20 protein-coding genes are annotated in these 23,809 nt (G+C 33.3%); 1 reads left to right on the plus strand and 19 read right to left on the minus strand.

Annotated features, from left to right (window positions below):
- Window positions 1–13: 13 nt before the first annotated feature.
- The 18 genes from gcvPA to BUA73_RS07845 form a co-directional block, all read right to left on the minus strand.
- On the minus strand, window positions 14–1,414 hold the full coding sequence (gene gcvPA, locus BUA73_RS07760; RefSeq protein ID WP_093426688.1) for an aminomethyl-transferring glycine dehydrogenase subunit GcvPA: 1,401 nt from the start codon (window positions 1,412–1,414) through the stop codon (window positions 14–16).
- A 31-nt stretch (window positions 1,415–1,445) separates the two neighbouring features.
- On the minus strand, window positions 1,446–2,225 hold the full coding sequence (locus tag BUA73_RS07765; protein ID WP_072903549.1) for an SDR family NAD(P)-dependent oxidoreductase: 780 nt from the start codon (window positions 2,223–2,225) through the stop codon (window positions 1,446–1,448).
- A 226-nt stretch (window positions 2,226–2,451) separates the two neighbouring features.
- On the minus strand, window positions 2,452–3,603 hold the full coding sequence (locus BUA73_RS07770; RefSeq protein ID WP_072903550.1) for an ABC transporter permease subunit: 1,152 nt from the start codon (window positions 3,601–3,603) through the stop codon (window positions 2,452–2,454).
- The gene (locus BUA73_RS07775) at window positions 3,581–4,507 is read right to left on the minus strand and encodes an ABC transporter ATP-binding protein (protein ID WP_072903551.1); all 927 of its coding nucleotides are present in this window, start codon (window positions 4,505–4,507) and stop codon (window positions 3,581–3,583) included. Before BUA73_RS07775 ends, BUA73_RS07770 begins: the two co-directional genes overlap by 23 nt.
- A gap of 23 nt (window positions 4,508–4,530) precedes the next feature.
- Complete coding sequence (locus tag BUA73_RS07780; RefSeq protein WP_072903552.1) at window positions 4,531–5,793, minus strand: ABC transporter permease subunit; 1,263 nt, start codon at window positions 5,791–5,793, stop codon at window positions 4,531–4,533.
- 112 nt (window positions 5,794–5,905) lie between these two features.
- Window positions 5,906–7,057 (minus strand): hypothetical protein, encoded by a 1,152-nt coding sequence (locus tag BUA73_RS07785; protein ID WP_072903553.1) that lies wholly within the window; start codon window positions 7,055–7,057, stop codon window positions 5,906–5,908.
- 10 nt (window positions 7,058–7,067) lie between these two features.
- Window positions 7,068–8,339 (minus strand): ABC transporter permease subunit, encoded by a 1,272-nt coding sequence (locus BUA73_RS07790; protein ID WP_072903554.1) that lies wholly within the window; start codon window positions 8,337–8,339, stop codon window positions 7,068–7,070.
- 2 nt (window positions 8,340–8,341) lie between these two features.
- Window positions 8,342–9,214, minus strand: coding sequence for an ATP-binding cassette domain-containing protein (locus BUA73_RS07795; RefSeq protein ID WP_072903555.1), 873 nt, complete (start codon window positions 9,212–9,214; stop codon window positions 8,342–8,344).
- Window positions 9,215–9,967, minus strand: coding sequence for a hypothetical protein (locus BUA73_RS07800; protein WP_072903556.1), 753 nt, complete (start codon window positions 9,965–9,967; stop codon window positions 9,215–9,217).
- Window positions 9,948–10,535 carry an RNA polymerase sigma factor gene (locus BUA73_RS07805; protein WP_072903557.1) on the minus strand — a complete coding sequence of 196 codons (588 nt, stop codon included), beginning with the start codon at window positions 10,533–10,535 and terminating at the stop codon, window positions 9,948–9,950. Before BUA73_RS07805 ends, BUA73_RS07800 begins: the two co-directional genes overlap by 20 nt.
- A gap of 120 nt (window positions 10,536–10,655) precedes the next feature.
- Window positions 10,656–11,903, minus strand: coding sequence for a phosphoribosylamine--glycine ligase (gene purD / locus BUA73_RS07810; protein WP_072903558.1), 1,248 nt, complete (start codon window positions 11,901–11,903; stop codon window positions 10,656–10,658).
- Between the two features lie 82 nt (window positions 11,904–11,985).
- Window positions 11,986–12,594: a phosphoribosylglycinamide formyltransferase gene (gene purN / locus BUA73_RS07815; protein ID WP_072903559.1), complete on the minus strand. Its 609-nt coding sequence runs from the start codon at window positions 12,592–12,594 to the stop codon at window positions 11,986–11,988.
- The gene (gene purM, locus BUA73_RS07820; protein WP_072903560.1) at window positions 12,582–13,580 is read right to left on the minus strand and encodes a phosphoribosylformylglycinamidine cyclo-ligase; all 999 of its coding nucleotides are present in this window, start codon (window positions 13,578–13,580) and stop codon (window positions 12,582–12,584) included. Before purM ends, purN begins: the two co-directional genes overlap by 13 nt.
- A 23-nt stretch (window positions 13,581–13,603) precedes the next feature.
- A complete protein-coding gene (gene purF / locus BUA73_RS07825) occupies window positions 13,604–14,992 on the minus strand; it encodes an amidophosphoribosyltransferase (RefSeq protein ID WP_072903561.1) in 1,389 nt (462 codons plus the stop codon).
- Between the two features lie 96 nt (window positions 14,993–15,088).
- On the minus strand, window positions 15,089–15,793 hold the full coding sequence (gene purC / locus BUA73_RS07830; RefSeq protein WP_072903562.1) for a phosphoribosylaminoimidazolesuccinocarboxamide synthase: 705 nt from the start codon (window positions 15,791–15,793) through the stop codon (window positions 15,089–15,091).
- Entirely contained in the window at window positions 15,793–16,272 is a 480-nt protein-coding gene (gene purE / locus BUA73_RS07835; RefSeq protein WP_072903563.1) for a 5-(carboxyamino)imidazole ribonucleotide mutase, read from the minus strand. Before purE ends, purC begins: the two co-directional genes overlap by 1 nt.
- A gap of 150 nt (window positions 16,273–16,422) precedes the next feature.
- Window positions 16,423–20,202 (minus strand): phosphoribosylformylglycinamidine synthase, encoded by a 3,780-nt coding sequence (locus BUA73_RS07840; RefSeq protein ID WP_072903564.1) that lies wholly within the window; start codon window positions 20,200–20,202, stop codon window positions 16,423–16,425.
- 168 nt (window positions 20,203–20,370) lie between these two features.
- Entirely contained in the window at window positions 20,371–21,744 is a 1,374-nt protein-coding gene (locus tag BUA73_RS07845) for an alanine/glycine:cation symporter family protein (protein WP_072903565.1), read from the minus strand.
- A gap of 373 nt (window positions 21,745–22,117) precedes the next feature.
- Here BUA73_RS07845 and BUA73_RS07850 point away from each other — a divergent pair, with 373 nt between their 5' ends.
- Window positions 22,118–22,927, plus strand: coding sequence for a peptidylprolyl isomerase (locus BUA73_RS07850; RefSeq protein ID WP_072903566.1), 810 nt, complete (start codon window positions 22,118–22,120; stop codon window positions 22,925–22,927).
- A gap of 47 nt (window positions 22,928–22,974) precedes the next feature.
- Here the strand turns inward: BUA73_RS07850 and BUA73_RS07855 are convergent, their stop codons facing one another.
- Window positions 22,975–23,754, minus strand: coding sequence for a histidinol-phosphatase HisJ family protein (locus tag BUA73_RS07855; RefSeq protein WP_072903567.1), 780 nt, complete (start codon window positions 23,752–23,754; stop codon window positions 22,975–22,977).
- Between the last annotated feature and the right edge of the window lie 55 nt (window positions 23,755–23,809).

The following is a 23,809-nucleotide window of genomic DNA, read 5'->3' on the forward strand; positions in this document are numbered from 1 at the left end:
CCCTTTCATCAACTTATGCCAATATGGATTTAAGAGCATCCACAAGGGTATCTATTTGTTCCTTGGTGTGAATTTCTGTAACACAGTACAGTGCACTTTCACCTAACTCTGGATAATCCTTAGATAGATCCTTGCCTCCAAAAATATGTTTCTCTAAAAGCTTCTTGTTAATGTGCTCCACTGTTTTTCCTGTATCATTGAAATCCACCACAAATTCTTTGAAGAAAGCAGATTTGAATACATTTACCTTTACACCTTTTATTTCTCCAATTTTCTTTGAAGCATACTGTGATTTTTGCATTATAGTTTGTCCGATTTCTCTCATACCCTTAGGTCCCATAAGAGATAGGTATACAGCAGCTGTGATACCAAGCAACGCTGCTTGCGTTCCAACATATTCCTTTCCCTGTTCTCTTAAGTGTCCAAAAGAAGTTCTATCGTAGGCTACATCACCAAATCCATACTCACCTTTAACGGTTGTAGGTGCTATTCCAAATAATCTAGAAGGGTACTCCATAACAAATTTTTCTTCATCATGAGTGGCAATATATCCACATTGTCCACCACCATAGTTCATGTGGTTACCAAGGCACTGCACATCTCCTACCACTATATCTGCACCATACTGACCTGGAGGAGTAAGCACTCCAAGGGAAATGGAATCTACTCCAACAATACTTATAGCACCGTGGTCATGGGCTATCTTTGATATTTCCATACCTTGAGTTTCTATAATACCTAAAGCTGACGGATTTTCAATGTACACAGCACAGGTTTTATCCGTTATTTTATTTTTTAGGTCTTCTAAATCAAGATTCCCAGTTTCCTCATCATAATCCACAAATACAAGTTCCACTGTTGGATTGCAGTAATTTTTCATTACTTTGTATCTATCCATATTCATGGTTTTAGGCACAAGAGCCTCATATCTTCCAGTTATCCTGGAAGCCATTCGAATAGCTGTAGAAGCGGCCTGATCCCAATCGAAGGTTGGCACATTAGACACATCCATATCCACAAGTTCAGCTATCAAACTTTCAAATTCGAACAAAGACTGGAATCTTCCATGATCATTATAGGGCTCCCCACCGTAAGCTGTTAGAAATTCTGATCTTGTATTTATTTCATCACAAATAGCTGGCACATAATGCTGATAGCATCCATAGCCAAGGAAGTTTATATTTTTCTCACAGTTTGAGTTCTTTTTTAGTATTCCTTCAACGTGAGTTTTTAAATCCTGCTCTGAAACTAAGGGTTCTGGAAGGTTCATTTTCCTTTTTAGTCTTATTTCCTCTGGTACTTCCTCATGAAGTTGTTCTAAATTATTTAACCCTATTTCCTTTAACATTTCATCCTGTACTTCAATATTTGAATTAGGTATATATGGATGACAATTAATATTTTTCATAGTCATAACATTCCCTCCTTGTAAAATTATAAGATTGTTAAGCAATACCTCCACCATCAACTACAATGGCAGCTCCAGTTATCCATGAGGATAAATCGCTAGCAAGGAATAGTACTGCTCTTGCTATATCCTCAGGCATACCAAGTCTCTCAATTGGTCTTCCTTTAGCAGACTCCTTTAAGAAACCGTTTTCCTCTAAACCAAGTTGACGTCCCTCATCCTTTAAAAGATCTGTCACTGTATCTCCTGGGTTTACAGAATTGACTCTTATATTATCTGGACCGTGGTCAATAGCCATGGCTCTTGTAAGGTTTACAATACCACCCTTAACAGCACAATATGCTGCAGCCTTATCTCCACCTTTTAATCCCCATCCTGAGCCCGTATTTATAATGCTTCCACCGCCATTTTCTTTCATTACAGGTATGGCAAATTTGGACAGTTGATAGGTTCCCTTAAGTCCTACGTCGATAACTTTATCCCATTCTCTTTCTTCTAAATCCACCACAGTTTTTCTAAAGGTTACACCAGCATTGTTAAACAATATATCTATTCTGCCAAAATCAATTTTAATCTGCTCTATGACAGATTTACACTGTTCAAAGGATGTAACATCACACTTATAAAACTTTGCTACTCTTCCTTCAGCCACAAACTTTTCAGCCTCCGATTCACCCTTAGGGCTTACGTCGAGCATGGCAATTTTAGCACCATAAGCTGATAAAAGTTCTGCAGCTGCCAGACCTATTCCTGCTGCACCGCCTGATATGACGGCCACCTTCCCATCTAAATTCAAAAAATCCTGTTTCATTAACATTGAAACCACACTCCTAAATAAAATTTATCCCAATTAAATTGTAACATAATTGTGAAGATAATTACACATAATTTTTAGTTAATTATTAATCTTTATAATAAATTAATTATATTAAATTATTTGAGTAAAGATGTATTGTCATTCGACAAATTTTATTTTTCTATATTTTAAAATTTATTCCACTTAAAAAGCCTTAGAACTATTTTTATAGTTCTAAGGCTTTTTATCATTCCACCATAAATCTTTTTTTATCTGCCACATTCAAAGATATAACACATAAGATTACCGTTACAACAATGCAAGCTATACATCCCACAAGCACGTTTTCTCCTGAAAACGTATATTTAAAAATCCCTTGGGATATTTCTCCGCTACTTACAGAAGAAAATAAGTCTATATATTTTATAGGTATGATACCCCCCACTTTACCCATGACCATGGATAGAATATACAATATCGCAGATACTATAAGAGACATAGTTAAAGTTGATGTTGCTTTCTTTGTAATCATTGATACGAATATTCCCAATATATTGGCAAAGATACATAAGGGAATAAATAAAATAAGATACCTTACTAAAACATCTTTAACCGTCATTATTTTCATTACACCTTGGCTAAATACTCTAGCAGGATATTTAAGAGAACCCATACCTCTTGTTATGGAAAGATATATAAACCACCCACCTATACAAATGATAATCACAAGCATTGAACACAATACCTTTCCTATTAATTTGCCAAAAAAGATTTTTTTAGAGGATATAGGTTGAGTATACAAAATTTTATAGGTCTTCTTTTCCACTTCCCCTGAATAAGCATCAGAGCTTATATACAATATCATACATAAAACCATAATCATATTAACTTCATTGAAATACAATTTTAAAAAGTTAAAACCTTTCATAGAATTATTGTCATTTTCGTATTCTATATTCTTATTAAGAAGTTCATTCAATAAATCATTTTCTAGTTTTAGTTGTTCCGTGCTTTTATTGTAGTTTAATGAATCCCTCATAAAAAAAAGGTCAAATTTTTTTTCATTAAGTTTTATTGCATTTTCGTTTACTTTTATCTGTGATCTAATATATTTTTTTGTATCCTTCCCTTCCTTCATAGAAAAATGATTTTTTCTAAGCTCTTCACCCAATTTTATAATATTGGTAAGTTCCTTATTTCCTTCTTTACCCCTTAAAGCATACTTTGTAACACTTATTTCTCGATTTATTTTATTTCTTATGGTAAATTTAGCATTGCTTTCTTCATATGAGTTTTGTTGAATAAAAATTATAGTTATAACAGACATTATGAAAAGACAAAGAAAAAATCTTTTACTTTTTATAAATTTTCTAAATTCAATCCATATTAGGGACTTCATCTTCGCCACCCCCGAATACAGAGTTATATAGATCACTTACATCATCCGCTACTATAGTTATATCATCATACTCTATTCCACTATCTGCTAAAAGTTTTACTGCATTACTTACCTTCTCTTTCTTTAGCCGTATACAGTACACCCCATTAGATTTTGAAGATATCCCTACCTCTTCGCCTTGAAATATTTTTTTTAAAACCTCCATGTTTTCCTTAGTACTGATTAATATTTTCTTATTATTTTCCCTGACTTCCTTTACATCGCATTGAACTATATTTCCATCTTTTAAGAAGAGAATCCTGCTACAGGTTTTATCAAGTTCCGAAAGAATGTGTGAAGAAATCAACACTGCTATGTGCTTTTCCTGTGACAATTTATTCAGCATTTTTCTAAACTCCATACTTCCATCAGGATCTAAGCCGTTAGTAGGTTCATCCAAAATAAGCAGTTTAGGAGATGTTATAAGACATATGGCAAGAGCAAGTCTCTGTTTCATTCCCAAAGAGTAAAATTTGACCTTCTTCTTTATCATATTTCCAATACCCACGAATTCCAGCATTTCTTCCATGCTTTCCTTTGGGATTTTGTTGAGTTTCCTTATAAATTCAATATTTTCATATCCTGACAATTCTTCGTACAAAGCAGGATTTTCTATGACACAGGAAAAACTAGAGAGATATTGTTTTTTCTTTTCTCCCTTATCTTTGGAATCCACACCACATATTTTTATACAACCTGAATCTTGTAATCCTAGATTGCATATTATCTTCATTAATGTGGTCTTACCCACACCATTGGGACCCACAAGACCTACTACTTCACCTTGGTTTATTTTGAAGCTTATATTATCCAGTACTTTTTTGCTATATGATTTATTTAAATTATCTATGCTTAAAACTTCCATAATTCTATCCTCCACATATTTTATTAGTTATATTCCTTTCTATTAAACAGTTTATAAGCTATTAATATCAATACTACACTGATAACAGTTAAGCAGATCATGCCATTACAAAAATTAATCTTAGGATCCACTATAAGATCATACCCACTTTCGTACCAAAAGGGTATGTTTAGAAAATGCCCAGATTGACCTTTTATAAATTTATCAAAATGATAGTCCAATGATACATTCATCATAACGCTGGATATATTGAAATAACTAAAGGGTATAACGTATAAAATGGATTCAAAAAATTTTTTTGATGTAGCTAAATACAAAAAACCTGTGGTACATATATTTATAAAAATACCAGTATTATTGTTTTTCACCGCATTAGATATGACAGTGCACAAAGAACAGGTACAAATTATAATGAGAGCTATCATAGATAATTCGCAGAGATTTCGTTGCCATGCAGTTATGCATACCATCTTATCCTTCAATATCAATATATACGGATAAACTGCACTTCCAAATCCGTGCTTTACACCACAAAATATAAAGGATATAAAAAGGGCTAAAAAAACAGAGGTCATAGAAATAATAAGTTGTGCAATGAATTTACCAAAGAAAATTTTATTTTTTCCCATACTCTGAGTGTACAGTAATTTATATGTGTTGCCCTCCATTTCCCTAGAATAAACTTCAGTATTAATCATGATTATTAAGATTACCAGGACAATAAGCACATTCTGTTGCAAAAGCACTCTTAGAAAGTTAGAAGATTGCATACTAGTTTTGTCTTGTATAATGGGAAGTTTTACTTTAGCCAACTCTTCCTCTTTTCTCAATTCATATTTTTGTATTTCATATAATACATCATTTTCATCCGTTTCTTTTACTTCATCTTTTAACACTTTTAAATATGCAGGATGGAAATTTTCCCAATCCTCTGATTTTATACTTTTTAAAGCTTGTTCCACATTGACTAATCTTTGCTCTAACTCCTTTTTTTCAATTTCTGTTATGTCTTTGGCTTTAGCTGCTTGTATAGTCTCTTCCCCTTCTTGCCCTGGTATATTTACCATATCACCAGTATCCATACCTAATTTGCTTTTTAAGTCAAACTGCTCAGCCACTAATATTTCAGCAGTCATATTCCTACGATCTTCATCGGAATTCAATTCCGACTGCATGTCCTTTATGCCAGTGAACAAAAACACTGTGAAAAATATTAAAACTATAGAAAAGATATTTTTCTTGCTTTTAAAAAGCTTCTTCAATTCGAAGCTTATTATTGTAAGCATATTATCACCCCTTTTATTTATATTGTACAATACTACCTTTAAAAGTATTTGTCAATATATTTTCACAATTAAGTTATTTATCACTAAGCCTCCGTCTTACCAACACATTTTCTCAACTATTTATATCTTTAGTTCTTTCTTTTTTAATTGATACTTTGGTAATGAGCACTGCAACTATGATTAAAATAGTATATATTACTGTTGTTGAATATTTAGGAATATATGTTGAGAACAATTGATTTAATAGTATAGTTGCCGTTACTCCACCAATAACAAATAACGTTGGAACTTGAACTCCTATACCTACTATATAATGATTTATCTTACTTGATATAAACATAGTTATAAAAGCCGTTATAATACTTATGATATATATAGACACAAATGTTATGATTATATATTGTCCAAATGTTATATCAAACCAAAAGCTGCTGTTAAATCTAGAATTAATATTGCTTCCAAAGAACATGGAAGTTTTATTACCCTTATATAAAAAGAAACAAACTGCAAGTTCTATGGTTGTAATAATAAGTGTGGAAAGAAAGCCAGCCATTAACTTATCCTTAAATAATTTTCTCCCATTTCTACTTGAATATTGAATATAATCAACCTTAGCTTTTTTATCCTTCAAGAACATTGGTGTCAACATAAAGGCAATACCTATGACTATGCACACTGCAAAATATATTATAATATTATTGTAGTTCATAAAAACACTCCAAGATAATATGGATTCATTTTCATTATTATTGATTATCTCATTTATTCTATTATTGTAATTTCCCCATGGTAAATCTTCCAAATACTCATCTCTATGTTCATAAGATTCTATGAGCTTAGAGTACACCTGCAATTCCCAAAATACTCTCCCCTCTTCTCTATCTAGATACTTCCACTTAACTTCGGTTAATTTCTCATAGTTTTCATCAGTAAGGCTCATGTAATCTTTTTTAAGATAATCTTCGTAAGAATAAACTTCCAATTGATTAAATTCCTCATTAGTACTTAAAAACTTGTCAGCCTTTGCTACTTTTGCCTCATGGATCTTTTTAAAATCTTTCACTTCTATTTCATCCATGCTATGACCATAGTCTTTAATCATCTGTACCATTATGTTGTACTCATCCTGTTCAGGCCTTCCATTGGGGAAAATGTCTATGTGAAAGGCAATAAATCTCTGGTAAAAGATTGTGCTTCCTACTATTAATAGGCACACCATCTTAAGGTTAAATATTTTTTTCATTTCATTTATAACAATTTTCATCTCTCTACCTCTATTTAATGCTTTCTTTTTTAAATTTCTTTACACATAATGCACCTACAATAAACACCCCTATACTCCATGATATCAATGTAACAATTTCATAATATTTATTACTACATATATCACTTTTTAACATAAACCACCATGAAGTATTAAGTATTAATATGAATGGGGTATATACAGTTGCAATAACAATATTTAATGTATTTGGCATAAGTCCAGGTAAAATTATTCCCCCTCCTAACATTATTACAAACATTCCAAATGTAATATATGTATTTTTCGTAAATGAAGCCAACATAAATGTTAATCCAAAAAATATTAATTCAAGAGTGTATATAACAAGGACGCTTAATGCTAAATATTTTCCCACAGACATAGTAAACCAAGTAAGATAAGGAATACTAAACTCTTGTGCAAAGCAACTACTTACAGATGTTCCCCATAATCCAGAATAATCAAATACACTAAAATAAATTAAGAGTGTTGTTCCTACAACTATGGTTGTTGCCAATATAGCGAATATTAAAGCGCTGAAGAGTTTATCCTTAATTAAATTTCTTCCTCGTCTTGTTGAATATATTACTGTTGCTGTTTTATTTTCAAACTCATAATTTAATACAAAGGCGGTGGATAACACAATTAAAATCATGGTTTCGTAAATTAATTTTGTTAGCAAATCATTAAATAGAAAAGAATGCATTCTATATTTCATACCATAAAAAAATAGATTTTTGTGTTCACCATTTTCTTTCAACTCATTAAATCGTATGGCAAATTCATCATAGTTTCTCTTTATAAAACTTTTTAGGGTATCACTATGGCGACTTTTAGCTAATTCACTCTGGGCCATTCTGTTAATATCTATGCTGTCATATTTCTGCTGCAGTTCAGTTGAGAAAAAGTAATAATTCTCTATGGTAGATATATTTTCTAATAATACTCTTTCCTCATTACTTAATTCACTATTTTCCATGTTAGCTCTTACATTCTCTTGAAAAAATTGGCCTATGGTATTATATGATCCATATCCCTTCTTATTTAAAATATTGTTAGCCTCATTCAACTTATTTTCATAATAACTTTTGAATTCTAATATCATGTCATCATTTATTACATATCCTAGCTCACTGACTATTTCATTTAAAACCTTCATGCTATTTTTTATATTATGTGATTTGTTTATAATCATCCTGGTATTGTAGGCTAAAAATATTAAGGTAAGTATTATGAATATAGGAGAAGATATTATTTTTTTAAATTCCAACTTTTTTATATTCATTTTTATCCCTCAATTATACTTTCATTGTATTCATATAGGAATACATCTTCTAAGGTAGGATTCACTTCTTCCCATGATGAACTTTGTTCTTCACAGCTTACGAATCTTATCTTCATTTTTTCTTCTTCTTGTCTTTCTGAAATAACAAGATGATTTTTCCTAAATTCCTTTGCTTCGTCATGCTCTATTTTAGTTTCATATACTTTTCCTTTAATTGTGTCACATATGTTTTTTACAGTATCTTTATACAATAGTTTATGATCTTTTATCATAATAACTTCATTTGCGATGAATTCAATATCAGATACAATATGAGTTGATATAATAACAATCCTATCCCTAGACATCTCGCTTAATAAATTTCTAAATCTTGCTCTCTCCTTTGGATCTAATCCTGCTGTGGGCTCGTCCAAAATAAGTATTTTAGGGTCATTCAATAAGGCTTGAGCTATGCCAACTCGTTGAATCATTCCCCCAGAAAATTGTCGCATTTTTTTATTTGCTACACCTTCTAAAGCCACCATTTGTAAAAGTTTATCTATGGTTTTTTTAGCTTCTTTTTCTTCTAATCCCTTTAAGGCTGCTATGTATAGCAAAAATTTATTAGGACTATAACTTCTATAATATCCAAAATCTTGAGGTAAATATCCAATGATATTTCTATATTCATCATCCAATGAAACTATATCAACGCCATTGTAAAGTATCTCCCCTTTAGTAGGAAAACTAAGTGTAGTTAGCATATTAAGTAAGGTGGTTTTCCCAGCTCCATTGGGCGATAAAAGTGCATAAACTCCATTTATGAATTCTAAATTTATATCTTCAAGTGCCGTAAAACTTTTATACTTTTTAGTTACATTATTAACAACTAACATTTAAATCTCCCCCATTTTTCTTCTATAATTTATTAGTCTATTTAGATTTTTCATATACAAAAATCCACATATTACGGAAACAAACAGATGAATATATATTGGAGTATTCATTATAAAAATAGTATATAGCCTGCAATTCAACCTATTTAAGATAACATTTATACTTAACCATGCTACAATAACTACATATTTGGCACTTATTATTCTTACGCCTACTAAAGAATACAAAAACACTGTTGAAAAAATAAATAATCCGCTAATGGATATAATTATCATTCTAATAACATTAACAGTCTTGAATATAGATCCTATGATCAATATTGAAGATGTATTGATTACAATAGTTATAACACTAAAACAAAACATCTTTAAGGCAATTACTTGGTATAAATTATATTTACAAGTCATTTCAATATTAAAAGTTCCTCTTTCTTTAGAATTGTAAAATGAAAATGTAACTGCACCTAAGTATACTATGGGGGCTCCTACAAATACAAAACCATACAATTCATTTGCATCTATATTGGCCAGCTTTTTCATATAAAATATTAATATTAAACTTACTACCATACCAATGGCTATCAATTCAGTTTTATCATGGAATATATTTTTTAAACCTAGTTCCTTAAGTGACCTTCGCAAATACATTATAAAAGAGTTTTTTGTTCTAATGTTATTATTTACAATGTCTTCTATTTGATTAAAATCTATTTTAGGAACTTCTATATCTTTTTTATCTTTCTGTGGATCCATTATTTTTTACCTCCATTGCTTTTTTTATATTTTTGATTGTGGCATAATACCTGCTTTTTACAGTAGACTCTGATAATTCAAGAAGATTAGCTATTTCAGCGAAAGTCATTTCACCAAATATTTTCAACCTTATAATTTGCTGAATATTAGTATTAAACTTACTCAGTATTTGTAAAATTTCCTTTGTATCTTCTTTTATATAAAATAAATTTTCAAAGTTATCATTATAATTATTAGTACATCGCTCAATCTCTTCAACTATAATTACATATCTATAATATGTTGACCTATAGATATCGATTATCTTATTACTTGCGATCTTGTATAGCCAAGTTCTAAAATTAGCCTTTTTTTCATCAAATTTATCCATAGATTTTAACATAGATATAAATGTTTCCTGAGTTAAATCCTTTGCAAGCTCTTCCTCATGAGTCTGTCTATATACATAAATGTATATGTCTTTATAATATATCTCGATTAAACTGCTAGCAGCAGATTTATCCCCGTTTTTCTTCACAAGTTTAATTAATTTTTCTTCAGTAATTTTAGTCACCCCTAACTTATCCACACAGTTTTCATTTTCACCCTCATCTTATATACGTATGAAACTACGAAATAGTTTTAAAAAATAAAAAATCTCGTGATTTCATATGAAAATATACACGAGATTTTTTTATTTTGTTCTATACTATGCTCTTCCTATATCTTTTCTATAGTACATTTCATCAAAGGATACTTTTTTAATGTTTTCATATGCTTTGTCTATGGCTTCTTCTAGATTTTCACCTATGCAAGTTACAGCAAGAACTCTTCCACCATTGGCTGTAAGCTTTCCTTCTCTATTTTTAACTCCTGCAAAGAAAACTTTTCCCTGGATCTTATCTTGTAGTTTAATCTCCATACCCTTGTTATAGGCATGTGGGTAACCTTCTGCCGCAGCTATCACTGTACATGCTGAGCCCGTATTCCACTGGATATTTACATCCTTAAGCCTTCCCTCTACAGCAGCTTCCATGATTTCCACAAGGTCAGTTTTCATCATTGGAAGTACGCATTCCGTCTCAGGGTCTCCCATTCTTACATTGTATTCTAGAAGATAAGCTTTTCCATGACATATCATGATTCCAAAGAAAATTACACCCTTGAAATCCATTTTTTCTTCTTGAATTCCTCTTAAAGTAGGTTCCATGATATTCTTTTTGAAATCTTCCATGATTTCTTCAGTGCAATATGGATTAGGAGCAATTACCCCCATACCTCCTGTATTGGGTCCCTTATTTCCATCGAAGATCTGCTTGTGATCCTTAGAAGACATAAACGGAAGAATAACATTTCCATCTGTAACAGACAATATGGATGCTTCTTTTCCTTCTAAGAATTCCTCCAAAACTATGGTACTTCCTGCACCTTTAAATAAATCCTTTTCCATGAACTCTATAATAGTAGCTTCTGCTATCTCTCTATTTTCTGCTATAACCACACCTTTTCCAGCTGCAAGACCATCTGCCTTTATTACTAAAGGATATTTTGAAGTCTTAGAGTATTCAAGGGCTTTATCTGCATCATTAAAAACTTCATATTCTGCCGTTCTTATATTGTATTTTTTCATGAAATCCTTTGAGAAAGCCTTACTACCTTCAAGAATAGCACCATTTTTGCCAGGTCCGAATATTTTCAGTCCATGCTTTCTGAAATCGTCTACAATGCCATCACAGAGTGGCGCTTCCGGTCCTACCACAGTAAGTTCAATGTTTTGTTTTTTTGCAAATTCAACTATATCTGAATTATTTCCTATGTTGATACATTCGCACTTTTCTTCTAAGGCAATGCCATCATTACCTGGAACCACATATATTTTTTCAACTTTTTCACTCTGTGCCATTTTATATGCTATGGCATGTTCTCTTCCACCTGAGCCTAAAAGTAATATCTTCATTTTTTATTTCCTCCAAATAGATTTCGCCTAATTTAAAAATCAAGCTTCAGTTAGAAATACTCTCGCTGAAGCTTTAAATATACTACTTTATTATAACCTTACCATCTACTATAGATACTCTTCCATCTGCAATAAGACCAATAGCCTCTGGCAATGCAATGTGCTCCTGAACCAAAATTCTTTTCTGTAAGTCTTCTGCACTATCTTCGCACTTAACAGCTACTGCCTTTTGAAGGATAATATGGCCAGTATCAGTACCCTCGTCTACAAAATGCACTGTGCATCCTGACACCCTAACTCCATATTTTATTGCCGCCTCATGTACTCTTATACCGTACATACCATTGCCACAGAAACTAGGTATAAGCGATGGATGAATATTGATAATTTTATCCTTGAATTTTTCAATAATATTGCCCTTTAAGATGGACAAAAATCCAGCTAAAACTATAAGATCCACTTTACCATCTATGATTTTAAGTATTCCATCAGATAAATTATCTTTCAATTCCTTTTTGCTAAGTCCATAAGCTGCTATATTATGTTTTCTTGCTCTCTCAAGTCCAAAAGCCTGTGTTTTGTCCGCTATAACACATTCAATGCTACAATTAAGCTTGCCTTCTTCTATCTCATCTATAATTGATTGTAGGTTGCTACCACTTCCAGATACAAGAACTGCTATTTTAAGCATACTCCTGAACCTCCAGCCTTAGCATATCCAATTTCATAGCACTTTTCACCAAGGGATTTTAGTAATTCCTGAACACCTACTGCATCTTCCTTCTTAACGCAAAGAACAAATCCTATTCCCATATTGTAAGTATTGAACATATGGTCCTCGTCAACACCTCTTCTCATAATTTCTTTGAATATAGGAAGAATCTCAAAGCTATCCTTGTTTATCACTGCTGTAAAATCACCTTTAAACATTCTTGGAATATTTTCGTAGAATCCTCCACCAGTTATGTGAGCCATACCTCTTACTTGGAATTTCTTCAAAACTTCTAAAACAGGCTTTACGTAAATTTTAGTTGGAGTTAAAAGAGTCTCCCATACTGGCTTTCCCATGAATTCTTCGTTTAAATCAGTAAAAATTTTTCTAATTAGAGAATATCCATTGCTGTGTGCTCCTGAAGATGCTATACCAATAAGTACATCGCCATCTTCTATTTTGCTTCCATCAATTATTTCATCTTTATCTACTATGCCTACAGAAAAACCAGCTAAATCGTAATCCCCTTCTTTGTAGAATCCAGGCATTTCAGCTGTTTCTCCACCTATTAAAGCTGAGCATCCCTGAACACATCCTTCAGAAACTCCCTTTACGATATCTGCAGCCACATCAGCATCAAGCTTTCCACATGCCATATAGTCTAAAAATATAAGAGGTTTTGCACCATGACAAAGTACATCGTTTACACACATGGCAACGCAATCGATACCTATAGTATCATACTTTTTAGTTTTAAATGCTATTTCAAGCTTTGTTCCAACTCCGTCTGTACCAGAAACAAGCACTGGATTTTTGTAACCTGTACCAATTTCAAACATACCTGCAAAACTTCCAAGATTATTTAAAACCCCTTCATTATACGTTCTTTTTGTGTATTCCTTCATAAGTTTTACAGCTTTATATCCTTCTTCTATATTAACCCCTGCTTCTTTATATGTTATCATTGCCTTGCCTCCAAATTATTATATTACTCATTTTTTGGTGCTGACATTGGATACACTCCATTAAAGCATCCAAGACAAAAACCACCATCTTTTTTTATGCACTCTACAAGCCCTTCACAGCTTATATATGCTAGGGAATCTGCTCCTATAGTTTCAGCTATTTTATCCACTTCCATATTTGCACCTATTAATTCTTTTCTATTAGGAGTATCAATTCCAAAATAACACGGATATTGAACTATTGGCGATGCTATTCTAAGGTGTACTTCCTTAGCCCCTGCTTTTCTAAGAGTGTCTATAAGTCTCTTGCTTGTAGTACCCCTCACTATTGAATCATCTATAAGCACTACACTTTTTCCGTTCACAACTTCTTTTAAGGCATTAAGTTTCACTGCAACAGCCTTCTCTCTTAATTCCTGTGTAGGTGCTATAAAAGTTCTGCCCACATATCTATTTTTTATAAGGCCCATTTCAAAAGGTATTCCCGATGCCCTAGAATACCCAATGGCTGCTGGTATACCAGAATCCGGTACTCCAATTACTATGTCAGCCTCCACAGGACTTTCCTCATAAAGCTTTCTGCCAGATAAATATCGAGCATTATTTACGCTTATGCCATCCATAACACTGTCTGGTCTAGCAAAATACACGTATTCAAAAGCACAAACTGCTTTTTTGCTCTTCTCTACAAAATTTATTGATTTTATTCCTTCGTCATTTATTATTACTATTTCACCTGGCTCAATATCCCTTACGTATGTTGCTCCTGTACAATCTAAGGCACAACTCTCAGATGCAAGCACGTACCCATTTTCAAGTTTTCCAAGGCAAAGAGGTCTTATACCATTTGGATCTCTTACACCGATTAGTTCATTGTTTGTAAGTATTACAAGGGCGTAAGAGCCTTTTATAGCTTGCATTGCATCTATTACTGCACTCTCCATGCCTTTTTTTGCACTTCTAGATATAAGATTTAAAACTACTTCTGAATCCACGGAAGTCTGAAATATGGAACCACAGTCTTCTAGAAGTTCTCTTATTACAGAAGTATTGATAAGTGTGCCGTTGTGGGCAATGGCAAGTTCGCCTAATTTGCAAGCTCCAACTACAGGCTGAGCATTTTTTATAGAGCTTTCTCCTGCTGTAGCATATCTTACGTGACCTATGGCAGATTTACCATTCATGCCACTTAGTATATGTTCATTGAAAACCTCACTAGCAATACCCATTCCCTTGTGGCTATTCATTTTTTCACCATCTGTAGTAACAATACCACAACTTTCCTGACCTCTGTGTTGAAGAGCATATAGACCGTAGTAAGTTAATGTTCCAACTTTTGCCTCAGTATCACTACAATATATTCCATAAACTCCACAAGCTTCATGAAGTTTGTCATCGTTTCTGTTTTCCATACTTGTTCTCCCCTCATTATAATCTAGTATAGACTAATATGTCATAGTCGTTTTATATTTTACAATATTAAACTAACTATGACATATGATATTTATCTATTTTTTCATTCTATTTAGAATTTCAGTGTAACCCTCAACAAGATCTCCAAGTTCTCTTCTGAATCTATCTTTATCAAGTTTTTCGCCAGTTGTCATATCCCATAGTCTGCATGTGTCTGGAGAAATTTCATCTGCAAGGATGATTTCATTGTTGTATCTGCCAAATTCTATTTTGAAATCTACCAATCTTAAATTCTGTTTAGCATAGAACTTACTTAAAACTTCATTAACTTTTGATGCCTGCTGGAATATATGATCAAGTTCTTCACGAGTAACAAGTCCCATAGCCATAGCATGATAATCATTCATTAAAGGATCCCCTAAATCATCATTTTTGTAGCTTAATTCAAGAACTGTTGTCTTAAGTTCTGTTCCTTCTTCAAGACCATATCTCTTTGCCATACTTCCTGCTGCCACGTTTCTTACTATAACTTCTAGTGGAACTATGTCAACTCTCTTGCAAAGCTGCTCTCTGTCATTTAACTTTTCTATAAAGTGAGATTTAACTCCTTCTTTTGCAAGTAATTCGAAAAGTATAGTTGTAATTTCGTTGTTTAGTATACCTTTTTGGTTTATTGTAGCTTTCTTTTCGCCGTTGAAAGCAGTTGCATCATCTTTATAGTATATTATTACCTGGTCAGCCTTATCTGTAGCGTATATTTTCTTTGCTTTTCCTTCGTATAACTGTTGTAATTTTTCCATTATAATTCCACTCCTTCTTCATTATCTTTTATAAAATCAGCTTTCATTTTTATTCTAAAATCTATTAATTTCTGTTTTAACTCTGGGTATTTTATAGAAAGTATCTCTACAGCCATCATGCCTGCATTGTAGCTATTATTAATTCCTACAGTTGCTACTGGAATAGACTTTGGCATCTGAACTATGGAAAGCAATGCATCCATACCTTCAAGGGCCGCTTTAATTGGCACTCCTATAACAGGCAATACAGTTTTAGAAGCAATAACTCCTGGTAAGTGTGCAGCAAGACCTGCTCCCGCTATAATACATTCGTAGCCTTCTTTTTCAAGCTGTGCTAAAACCTCTTCTAATTTTTCAGGTACTCTATGTGCTGAAAGAACATGTGCACTGTACTCCACATTAAATTCCTTCAGGGCCTTTGCAGCATTTTTCATTACTTCTGTGTCTGATTTACTGCCGAAAATAATTGCAACTTTCATATATTTTCCCCCTTAATGTTTGAAATTTGTATTCATTATATAATCATAATACCATGGCAATATAAGATAGTCAATATGTTATTTCAAATTATCCAGGATAATGTTCGTTACGGTACGAACATTATCCTTGGTTTTTATTCTATTTTACATTTATTTAAAATATTCCACACCTGATTTAAATAATCTTTCATCATAATTTCCAATGACATTTTTAAAGGTTCCGTTGGATATTCTCTCAGTGTGGCCCATCTTTCCAAGAATTCTTCCATCAAGGCTAGTTATTCCCTCTATAGCCATCACTGATCCATTAGGGTTGTACCTTACATCGTAGGTTGGATTTCCATTGCAATCAACATACTGTGTTGCAACCTGTCCATTTTCAAATAGCTTTCTTACAACTTGATCATTTCCGTAAAATCTTCCTTCACCGTGAGACACTGGAACAGATACAATTTCTCCTGTTTTAAAATCGCTGAACCAAGGTGACTTGTTGGACACAATTTTTGTGCTAACTATTTGAGAAATATGACGTCCTAATGCATTAAATGTAAGGGTTGGGGCATCTTCTTTAGTATCAACTATATCACCAAATGGCACAAGACCTAATTTAATAAGTGCTTGGAAGCCATTGCACACTCCTAGCATTAAACCATCTCTATTATTAAGAAGTTCTCTTACAGCTTCCTTGACAAGCTCATTTCTAAACACTGCAGAAATGAATTTTCCAGAGCCATCTGGTTCGTCGCCTGAGCTAAAGCCACCTGGCAGCATGATAATTTGAGATTTTCCAATCTCCCTCTTTAAAGCTCCAATGGACTCTTCTATGTGAGCTGGACTCATATTATTAAATACAAGAAGTTTTGCCTCAGCTCCAGCCTTTTCAAAAGCTCTCATACAATCATACTCGCAGTTACTGCCTGGGAATACAGGGATAAGTACTGCTGGCTTAGCTTCTTTTATAATAATATTACACTTCCTCTGTTCTTTAGCATGAAACTCATCCATTATAATAAATTTGTCATGAAACTTATTATCAGCGTATTCTGAAGGGAACACCTTCTCTAAAGTTCCCTGCCATGCATTTAGTGCCTTGTGAAGACAAATACATTCCTTGCCCATGCATATGCATTGTTCGTTTATAACTTCTCCTACTTCCTCAAAAACTATGTCTTTGTATTGTTCAAGACTTGATAAACTGCCGTTTAACTCGCATATTATGCTTCCAGACTCATAGCTGAACATATTTTTATCATTGTAATTTGGACTAAATCTAAATCCAAGCTTATTTCCAAAGCACATTTCTGCTATGTTTTCAGCTACTCCTCCAAATTTACATGCACTGGCAGCTAAAATAGTTTTATTTTTTATCATTTCTTTTATAACTTCGTAATTTCTCTTTACTACATTAAAATCTATTACTCCACTATTATCTCTTGGGGCTTTAAACACAACCACCTTTGAATTGGCTTTTTTGAATTCTGGTGTTGCAAGTTCATCCATTTCCGCTGTGGTCACAGCAAAAGAAATCAATGTAGGTGGTACACTTATATCCTTAAATGTACCTGACATACTGTCTTTTCCACCTATGGCTGGTATGCCAAATGCATTTTGTGCACATATAGATCCCAATAGTGCTGCAAAAGGCTTGCCCCATGTTTCTGCTTGATTTCCTAATTTTTCAAAGTATTCTTGGAAAGATAATCTAACCTTTCTATAATCTCCACCAGCAGCAACTATTTTAGCTACAGAGTCCACCACTGCATATAAGGCTCCATGGAAAGGACTCCATTTTCCAACTTTAGGGTTGTATCCAAAGGACATAAGTGAAGTTGTTGTAGTTTCACCATGCAATACTGGCAGTTTCATACAAAGCACTTCATTTGGTGTCAACTGATATTTTCCTCCGAAAGGCATAAATACAGTACCTGCGCCCACGGAACTATCGAACATTTCCACCAAACCTTTTTGTGAACATACGTTAAGATCCTTAAGGTTCTCAAGGAAAGCTTCTTTTATGTTTTTTCCATGAAATTCTTTATCTCTGTTTTCGAAATAGCTGTCTTCCTTTGGCGCCACAACTTTCACATTGGTATATTGTTTTGCCCCATTTGTATTTAAGAAATCTCTATCTAAGTCTAGAATAGTGTTGCCCTTCCAATTCATTCTAACTCTATTTTCATCTGTAACTTCAGCTACTACCACAGCTTCAAGATTTTCTTCTTCTGAGTATGCTATGAATTTTTCTACATCTTCTTTTCTAATAACTACTGCCATTCTCTCCTGAGACTCAGATATAGCAAGTTCTGTACCGTCTAATCCAGCATATTTTTTAGGTACTTTATCTAAGTCGATATTTAAGCCATCTGAAAGTTCCCCTATGGCAACAGATACCCCACCTGCACCAAAATCATTACATCTCTTTATCAATGTGGTTACATTGGGATTTCTAAAAAGTCTCTGAATTTTTCTTTCTGTAGGAGCATTTCCTTTTTGTACTTCAGCGCCACAGTTTAATATTGACTTTTCATCGTGTTCCTTTGAGGAACCTGAAGCTCCTCCACATCCGTCTCTACCTGTTCTTCCACCAAGAAGCACAACTACATCGCCTTTTTCTGGTGTCTCCCTAATGACATTTTCGTATGGAGCAGCTCCAATTACAGCACCAACTTCCATTCTTTTTGCCATAAATCCTTCATCATAAACCTCTGTAATCTGCCCTGCTGCAAGTCCAATTTGATTTCCATAGCTACTATAACCCTTGGCAGCTTCTTTAGTAATCTTGCTCTGTGGAAGTTTGCCTTTAATGGTTTCGCTGATACTTACAGTAGGATCTGCAGCACCGGTAAGTCTCATAGCACCATAAACATAACTTCTACCCGATAATGGATCTCTTATAGCTCCTCCAAGACAAGTAGATGCTCCTCCAAAAGGCTCTATTTCAGTTGGATGATTGTGAGTTTCATTTTTAAACATAAGAAGCCATTTTTCTTCTTTGTTATCCACCATTACAGGAACCACAATGCTACAAGCATTTATTTCTTCAGACTTATCTAAGTCATCAAGCTTTCCCTCTGCTCTTAATTTTTTTGCCGCTATAACAGCCATATCCATAAGGCATTGAGCCTTATCTTTGCCTTTGTAAAGTGATTTTCTCATCTCAACGTATTCATCGTAAGTCTTCTTTGCAGGCTCTACGTACTTTCCATCTTCAAATTCTACTTTTTCAATCACTGTGTTAAAGGTAGTATGTCTGCAGTGATCAGACCAGTATGTATCAATTACTTTGATTTCTGTAATTGTAGGATTTCTTTTTTCTTTATTAAAATATTCCTGACAAAGCTTTGCATCCTCGAAACTCATAGCAAGGTTCATTTCTTTTATAAAGGATTTAAGCTCCTCTTCATTTAAGGAATTGAATTTTTCAATAGTTTCCACTTTATCTTTGCTTTCAAGAGTTACTTTAAGATTGTTTCTCATCTCTAAAGAAGCTTCCTTTGAATCGACTTTATTGATGTAATAATTTTTTACTGATTCAAGGTCTTCTTTACTTACATTTCCCTCTAATACTATAACCCTAGCGTTTTTTACATTGCATTTTTTGCCTTTTAATATTAATTGTATACATTGTTCTGCTGAATCTGCTCTTTGGTCATATTGTCCTTCAAGATACTCCACAGCAAAAGTTTTATCCTCATCAAGTTGTAAAGTTTCATCAAATACTTCATCCACATTAGGCTCGCTTAAGATATACTTTTTAACAAGTTCAAACTCGTCTTTTGTACACCCTTCTACATCATAACGGTTCATAAGTCTTACTTTCTCTATACCTGTCAACTTCAGATTCTCTCTGAAATCTCTTAACAATCTCTCAGCTTCAATGTTAAAGTTTGCCTTTTTTTCAACATAAGCTCTAAATACTTGTAAACTCATCTTAATCCCCCTTCAGGTTATCATTTTACGAACATTTTTTTATAATATTATTTTATTGTTCGATATTATTATAATATATATTTTTACAATTTGAAAGACATATAACGAACAAAAACGCATTTTTACAAAAAAAATATCGGATGAATTATTATATCATCCGATATTTGTTTATTTATTCACAGTTTTTATTTTACTTGTAACATCAAGCTGAGAATATTCCTCTAACTTTTTCTTTACAATATTAGATAAGGCAAATAAAGCTAAAATGTTTGGAAGAACCATAAGACCGTTGCACAAATCTGCCATAGCCCACACTAAATCAACCCTTAAAGCACATCCAATCATTGTACATGTTAAAAAGATCGCTTGAAATGGTACTACACCCTTTTTGCCAAATAGATATTTTACATTGGTCTCTCCAAAGAAGTACCAACCTATAATTGTGGAAAACGCAAAGAAGAATAGTGATATTGCAACGAACTTTCCACCAAAGCCTCCCATGCCGACGGTAAACGCTGCCTGTGTAAGGTCTATTCCTTTATAATCACTGAACATGGCAGGAGATATGGTAGTCATTATTACCATGGCTGTAAGGGTTAATATGATGAAATTATCGATAAATACACCCATCATAGCCACAAGACCTTGCTGACAAGGGTGCTTTACATCTGCCACTGCATGGGCATGTGGTGTAGATCCCATACCTGCCTCATTTGAAAACAATCCTCTTGCCATACCATAACGCATAGCATTTTTGATTATAACACCAGCCGTAGCTCCCACCACAGCATCTGGAGAAAATGCTCCTTTAAATATAAGTTGAAATGCTGGCCATATATTTTTGTAGTTAGCTCCTATTATAAATACACTTCCTACAACAAAAATTCCCGCCATAATTGGAACAACCTTTTCAGCAAAGGATCCGATTCTTGACATCCCACCAAGTAAAATCATCAATGCAAGTACCACAAGTATAGCACCCATGATGTATGGATTTATTCCAAATGAAGCCTTGAAGGCAGTTCCTATAGCATTGGACTGAACGGCATTTCCTGTAAATAAAGAAGAAAGGCACATTGCTCCAGCAAAGAAACCTGCTAAGTATTTATTTTTTAATCCTTTTTTTATGTAGTAAGCTGGTCCACCTACCATTTGTCCGTTTATTTCGCTTCTGTACTCTTGTGCTAGTGTAGCTTCTGCAAAAATGGTACCCATACCTAAGAATCCACTAACCCACATCCAAAAAATAGCACCAGGTCCACCCATTATTAATGCCGTTGCTGTTCCTGCCAAACAGCCTGTCCCAACTTGAGCTGAAATAGCCGTTGCCAATGCTTGGAATGAATTCATTTTTCCAGTCTCGGCCTTCTTTCCAAATTTCAAGCCTCCGAAAGTCGCTACAAAACTTTGTTTCAGCTTAGTTATCTGGATGAACTTAAGTTTGAACATAAAGAAAACTCCGACTCCGCACAATAGAAATACAAGAATATAATTCCAAAGAAAGTCGCTAACTGTAGTTATAAATTGTCCTAAAATTGCCATAAAATCCTCCTCAAAGCCTTATCCCCTTAAGATAAATTATTTTAATACATATTTTTGTATTTTCACAAAGACAATTATATTATATTCTTATAACTTATTCAATCTTTATTTATATTTTGTTCATTATTTTTTTGTTTTATAGTTTTTCTATATAACACATTTATGAGGTTTAATTCCTTTAAACAACTTAATATTCGTTTATTTTTTCACATTCTATGATTTCTAGGTTATACCTTTTACTTACTTTTAATCTCAGTTAAATTGTTAACAAACACGAATTTTGTTCATATTTTAAATATGTACTATATTCAAAGTTATGATATAATAATACAAGGAAATATTACTACTACAAAACATTTATTGGAGGATTTTTATGAAAAAACTAATTTCTATATTGCTTACCTGTTTTCTTGCTTTCTCGATAATAGGCTGCAGCAAGGGCAATGACAGCACGTCTTCAGACAGCAACAAGGAAAATAAAACTGAAGTTGAACAAAAAGATGATAAAAAAGATGATAAAGAAGATAAAAAGGATACATCAAAGGTTGAAAACATGCCAAACGAAGAACTTATACAGTTCAAAGAACCAAAGGATGGTGAAAGTATAGCTGTACTTGAAACTTCCATGGGGAAAATAAAACTTATGCTTTTCCCTAGTGAAGCCCCAAAAGCAGTAGAAAATTTCACAAAACTTATTGAAAAAAAGTACTATGATGGTATTATCTTTCACAGAGTAATAAAGGACTTTATGATTCAAGGTGGTGATCCTACTGGCACAGGAACCGGTGGTGAGAGCATATATGGAAAGGGCTTTGATTATGAAGTAACTCCAAAGCTACACCACTTTAGGGGGACTTTAGCTATGGCCCACAGCTCGCTACCTGCATCCAACGGAAGCCAATTTTACATAGTGCAAGGAACTGAAGTTCTTCAAGATACTGTAGATCAGATGAAAAAAATAGGTGGGGAAAGTTTTACAGACCCAGTGATAGAACAATACAAAAAAGTAGGCGGAGTACCTCAACTAGATTATCAGTACACCATCTTCGGTCAAGTGATTGAAGGTATGGATGTGGTTGATAAAATAGCTGCTGTGGAAACATCAAAGGATAAAACTTCATTAGATAAACCTCTAAAAGAAGTTAAAATTATAAAAGCATACTTAGAGAAGTACAAAAAATAAAATAAAAAAAAGGTTATGGCTTAGTAAAGTCACAACCTTTTTTTGCTTTATATTTCATCTACAATCATTTTTCTATCTTTAAAATACACTGGTACCAAGCCAAGCTCCCTGACCATGAGTCTTGCTATATCAAAGTTCATTCCTATGTTTTCAATACTGTGAGCATCGGAGCCAACGGTTACATACATTCCACCTAATTCTTTATATCTTCCATATATCTTCATAAAATTCTCTTTTACACCTTTCATGTGAAGGCGCCTAGTATTAATCTCCATTACTTTATGCTTTCCAATTATTAATTCTAAAACCGTATCAATTTGATCTTTAAACTCATCATAATGAATTTCAGCATCAGCGTAGTTAGAATATCTAGCTACATAGTCAATATGGCCTAGGGAATCAAAATCATTGTACATCTCAACACAGGTTATCATATCTTTTAAGTACAATCCGTATGCTTCTTCTTTTGTTTTCCCTTGGTAAAAGTTTTCACTGTATACATCCACTCCTTGAGCATAATGTATAGAGCCTATTATAAAATCCATGTCTTGATTTTCCATTATTTTTACATTGTCTTCAAACATGTCGGGCCTCATCCCAAGTTCTACTCCAAGTAATAATTTATCATTTCTAGATTTACCATACTTTTTCTTGTACTCTAAAATATCAAAGGTGAAACCCTGTCCCAGCTTCTGATTGTGATAGGCAAGATCAATGTGTTCCGTAAGACATAAAGATAAATTTTTATTTTCAGCTGCCTTTATAGCTTCTGAAAGTAACATAGATGAATCAGCTGATATCTCTGTATGTATATGATTATCGAACATTTTATTTCTCCTTATAAATTTAAATTTATTTTTCCACCGCCCATACTGAGTATAG

Source organism: Hathewaya proteolytica DSM 3090 (assembly GCF_900142225.1).
GTDB lineage: Bacteria > Bacillota > Clostridia > Clostridiales > Clostridiaceae > Hathewaya > Hathewaya proteolytica.

Excerpts from the sequence above, each read along its gene's own strand:
- gcvPA (WP_093426688.1), bottom strand. The coding sequence starts at position 1,414 with ATGACTATGAAAAATATTAATTGTCATCCATATATACCTAATTCAAAT.
- BUA73_RS07765 (WP_072903549.1), bottom strand. The coding sequence starts at position 2,225 with ATGTTAATGAAACAGGATTTTTTGAATTTAGATGGGAAGGTGGCCGTC.
- BUA73_RS07770 (WP_072903550.1), bottom strand. The coding sequence starts at position 3,603 with ATGAAGTCCCTAATATGGATTGAATTTAGAAAATTTATAAAAAGTAAA.
- BUA73_RS07775 (WP_072903551.1), bottom strand. The coding sequence starts at position 4,507 with ATGGAAGTTTTAAGCATAGATAATTTAAATAAATCATATAGCAAAAAA.
- BUA73_RS07780 (WP_072903552.1), bottom strand. The coding sequence starts at position 5,793 with ATGCTTACAATAATAAGCTTCGAATTGAAGAAGCTTTTTAAAAGCAAG.
- BUA73_RS07785 (WP_072903553.1), bottom strand. The coding sequence starts at position 7,057 with ATGAAAATTGTTATAAATGAAATGAAAAAAATATTTAACCTTAAGATG.
- BUA73_RS07790 (WP_072903554.1), bottom strand. The coding sequence starts at position 8,339 with ATGAATATAAAAAAGTTGGAATTTAAAAAAATAATATCTTCTCCTATA.
- BUA73_RS07795 (WP_072903555.1), bottom strand. The coding sequence starts at position 9,214 with ATGTTAGTTGTTAATAATGTAACTAAAAAGTATAAAAGTTTTACGGCA.
- BUA73_RS07800 (WP_072903556.1), bottom strand. The coding sequence starts at position 9,967 with ATGGATCCACAGAAAGATAAAAAAGATATAGAAGTTCCTAAAATAGAT.
- purD (WP_072903558.1), bottom strand. The coding sequence starts at position 11,903 with ATGAAGATATTACTTTTAGGCTCAGGTGGAAGAGAACATGCCATAGCA.
- purN (WP_072903559.1), bottom strand. The coding sequence starts at position 12,594 with ATGCTTAAAATAGCAGTTCTTGTATCTGGAAGTGGTAGCAACCTACAA.
- purM (WP_072903560.1), bottom strand. The coding sequence starts at position 13,580 with ATGATAACATATAAAGAAGCAGGGGTTAATATAGAAGAAGGATATAAA.
- purF (WP_072903561.1), bottom strand. The coding sequence starts at position 14,992 with ATGGAAAACAGAAACGATGACAAACTTCATGAAGCTTGTGGAGTTTAT.
- purC (WP_072903562.1), bottom strand. The coding sequence starts at position 15,793 with ATGGAAAAATTACAACAGTTATACGAAGGAAAAGCAAAGAAAATATAC.
- purE (WP_072903563.1), bottom strand. The coding sequence starts at position 16,272 with ATGAAAGTTGCAATTATTTTCGGCAGTAAATCAGACACAGAAGTAATG.
- BUA73_RS07840 (WP_072903564.1), bottom strand. The coding sequence starts at position 20,202 with ATGAGTTTACAAGTATTTAGAGCTTATGTTGAAAAAAAGGCAAACTTT.
- BUA73_RS07845 (WP_072903565.1), bottom strand. The coding sequence starts at position 21,744 with ATGGCAATTTTAGGACAATTTATAACTACAGTTAGCGACTTTCTTTGG.
- BUA73_RS07850 (WP_072903566.1), top strand. The coding sequence starts at position 22,118 with ATGAAAAAACTAATTTCTATATTGCTTACCTGTTTTCTTGCTTTCTCG.
- BUA73_RS07855 (WP_072903567.1), bottom strand. The coding sequence starts at position 23,754 with ATGTTCGATAATCATATACATACAGAGATATCAGCTGATTCATCTATG.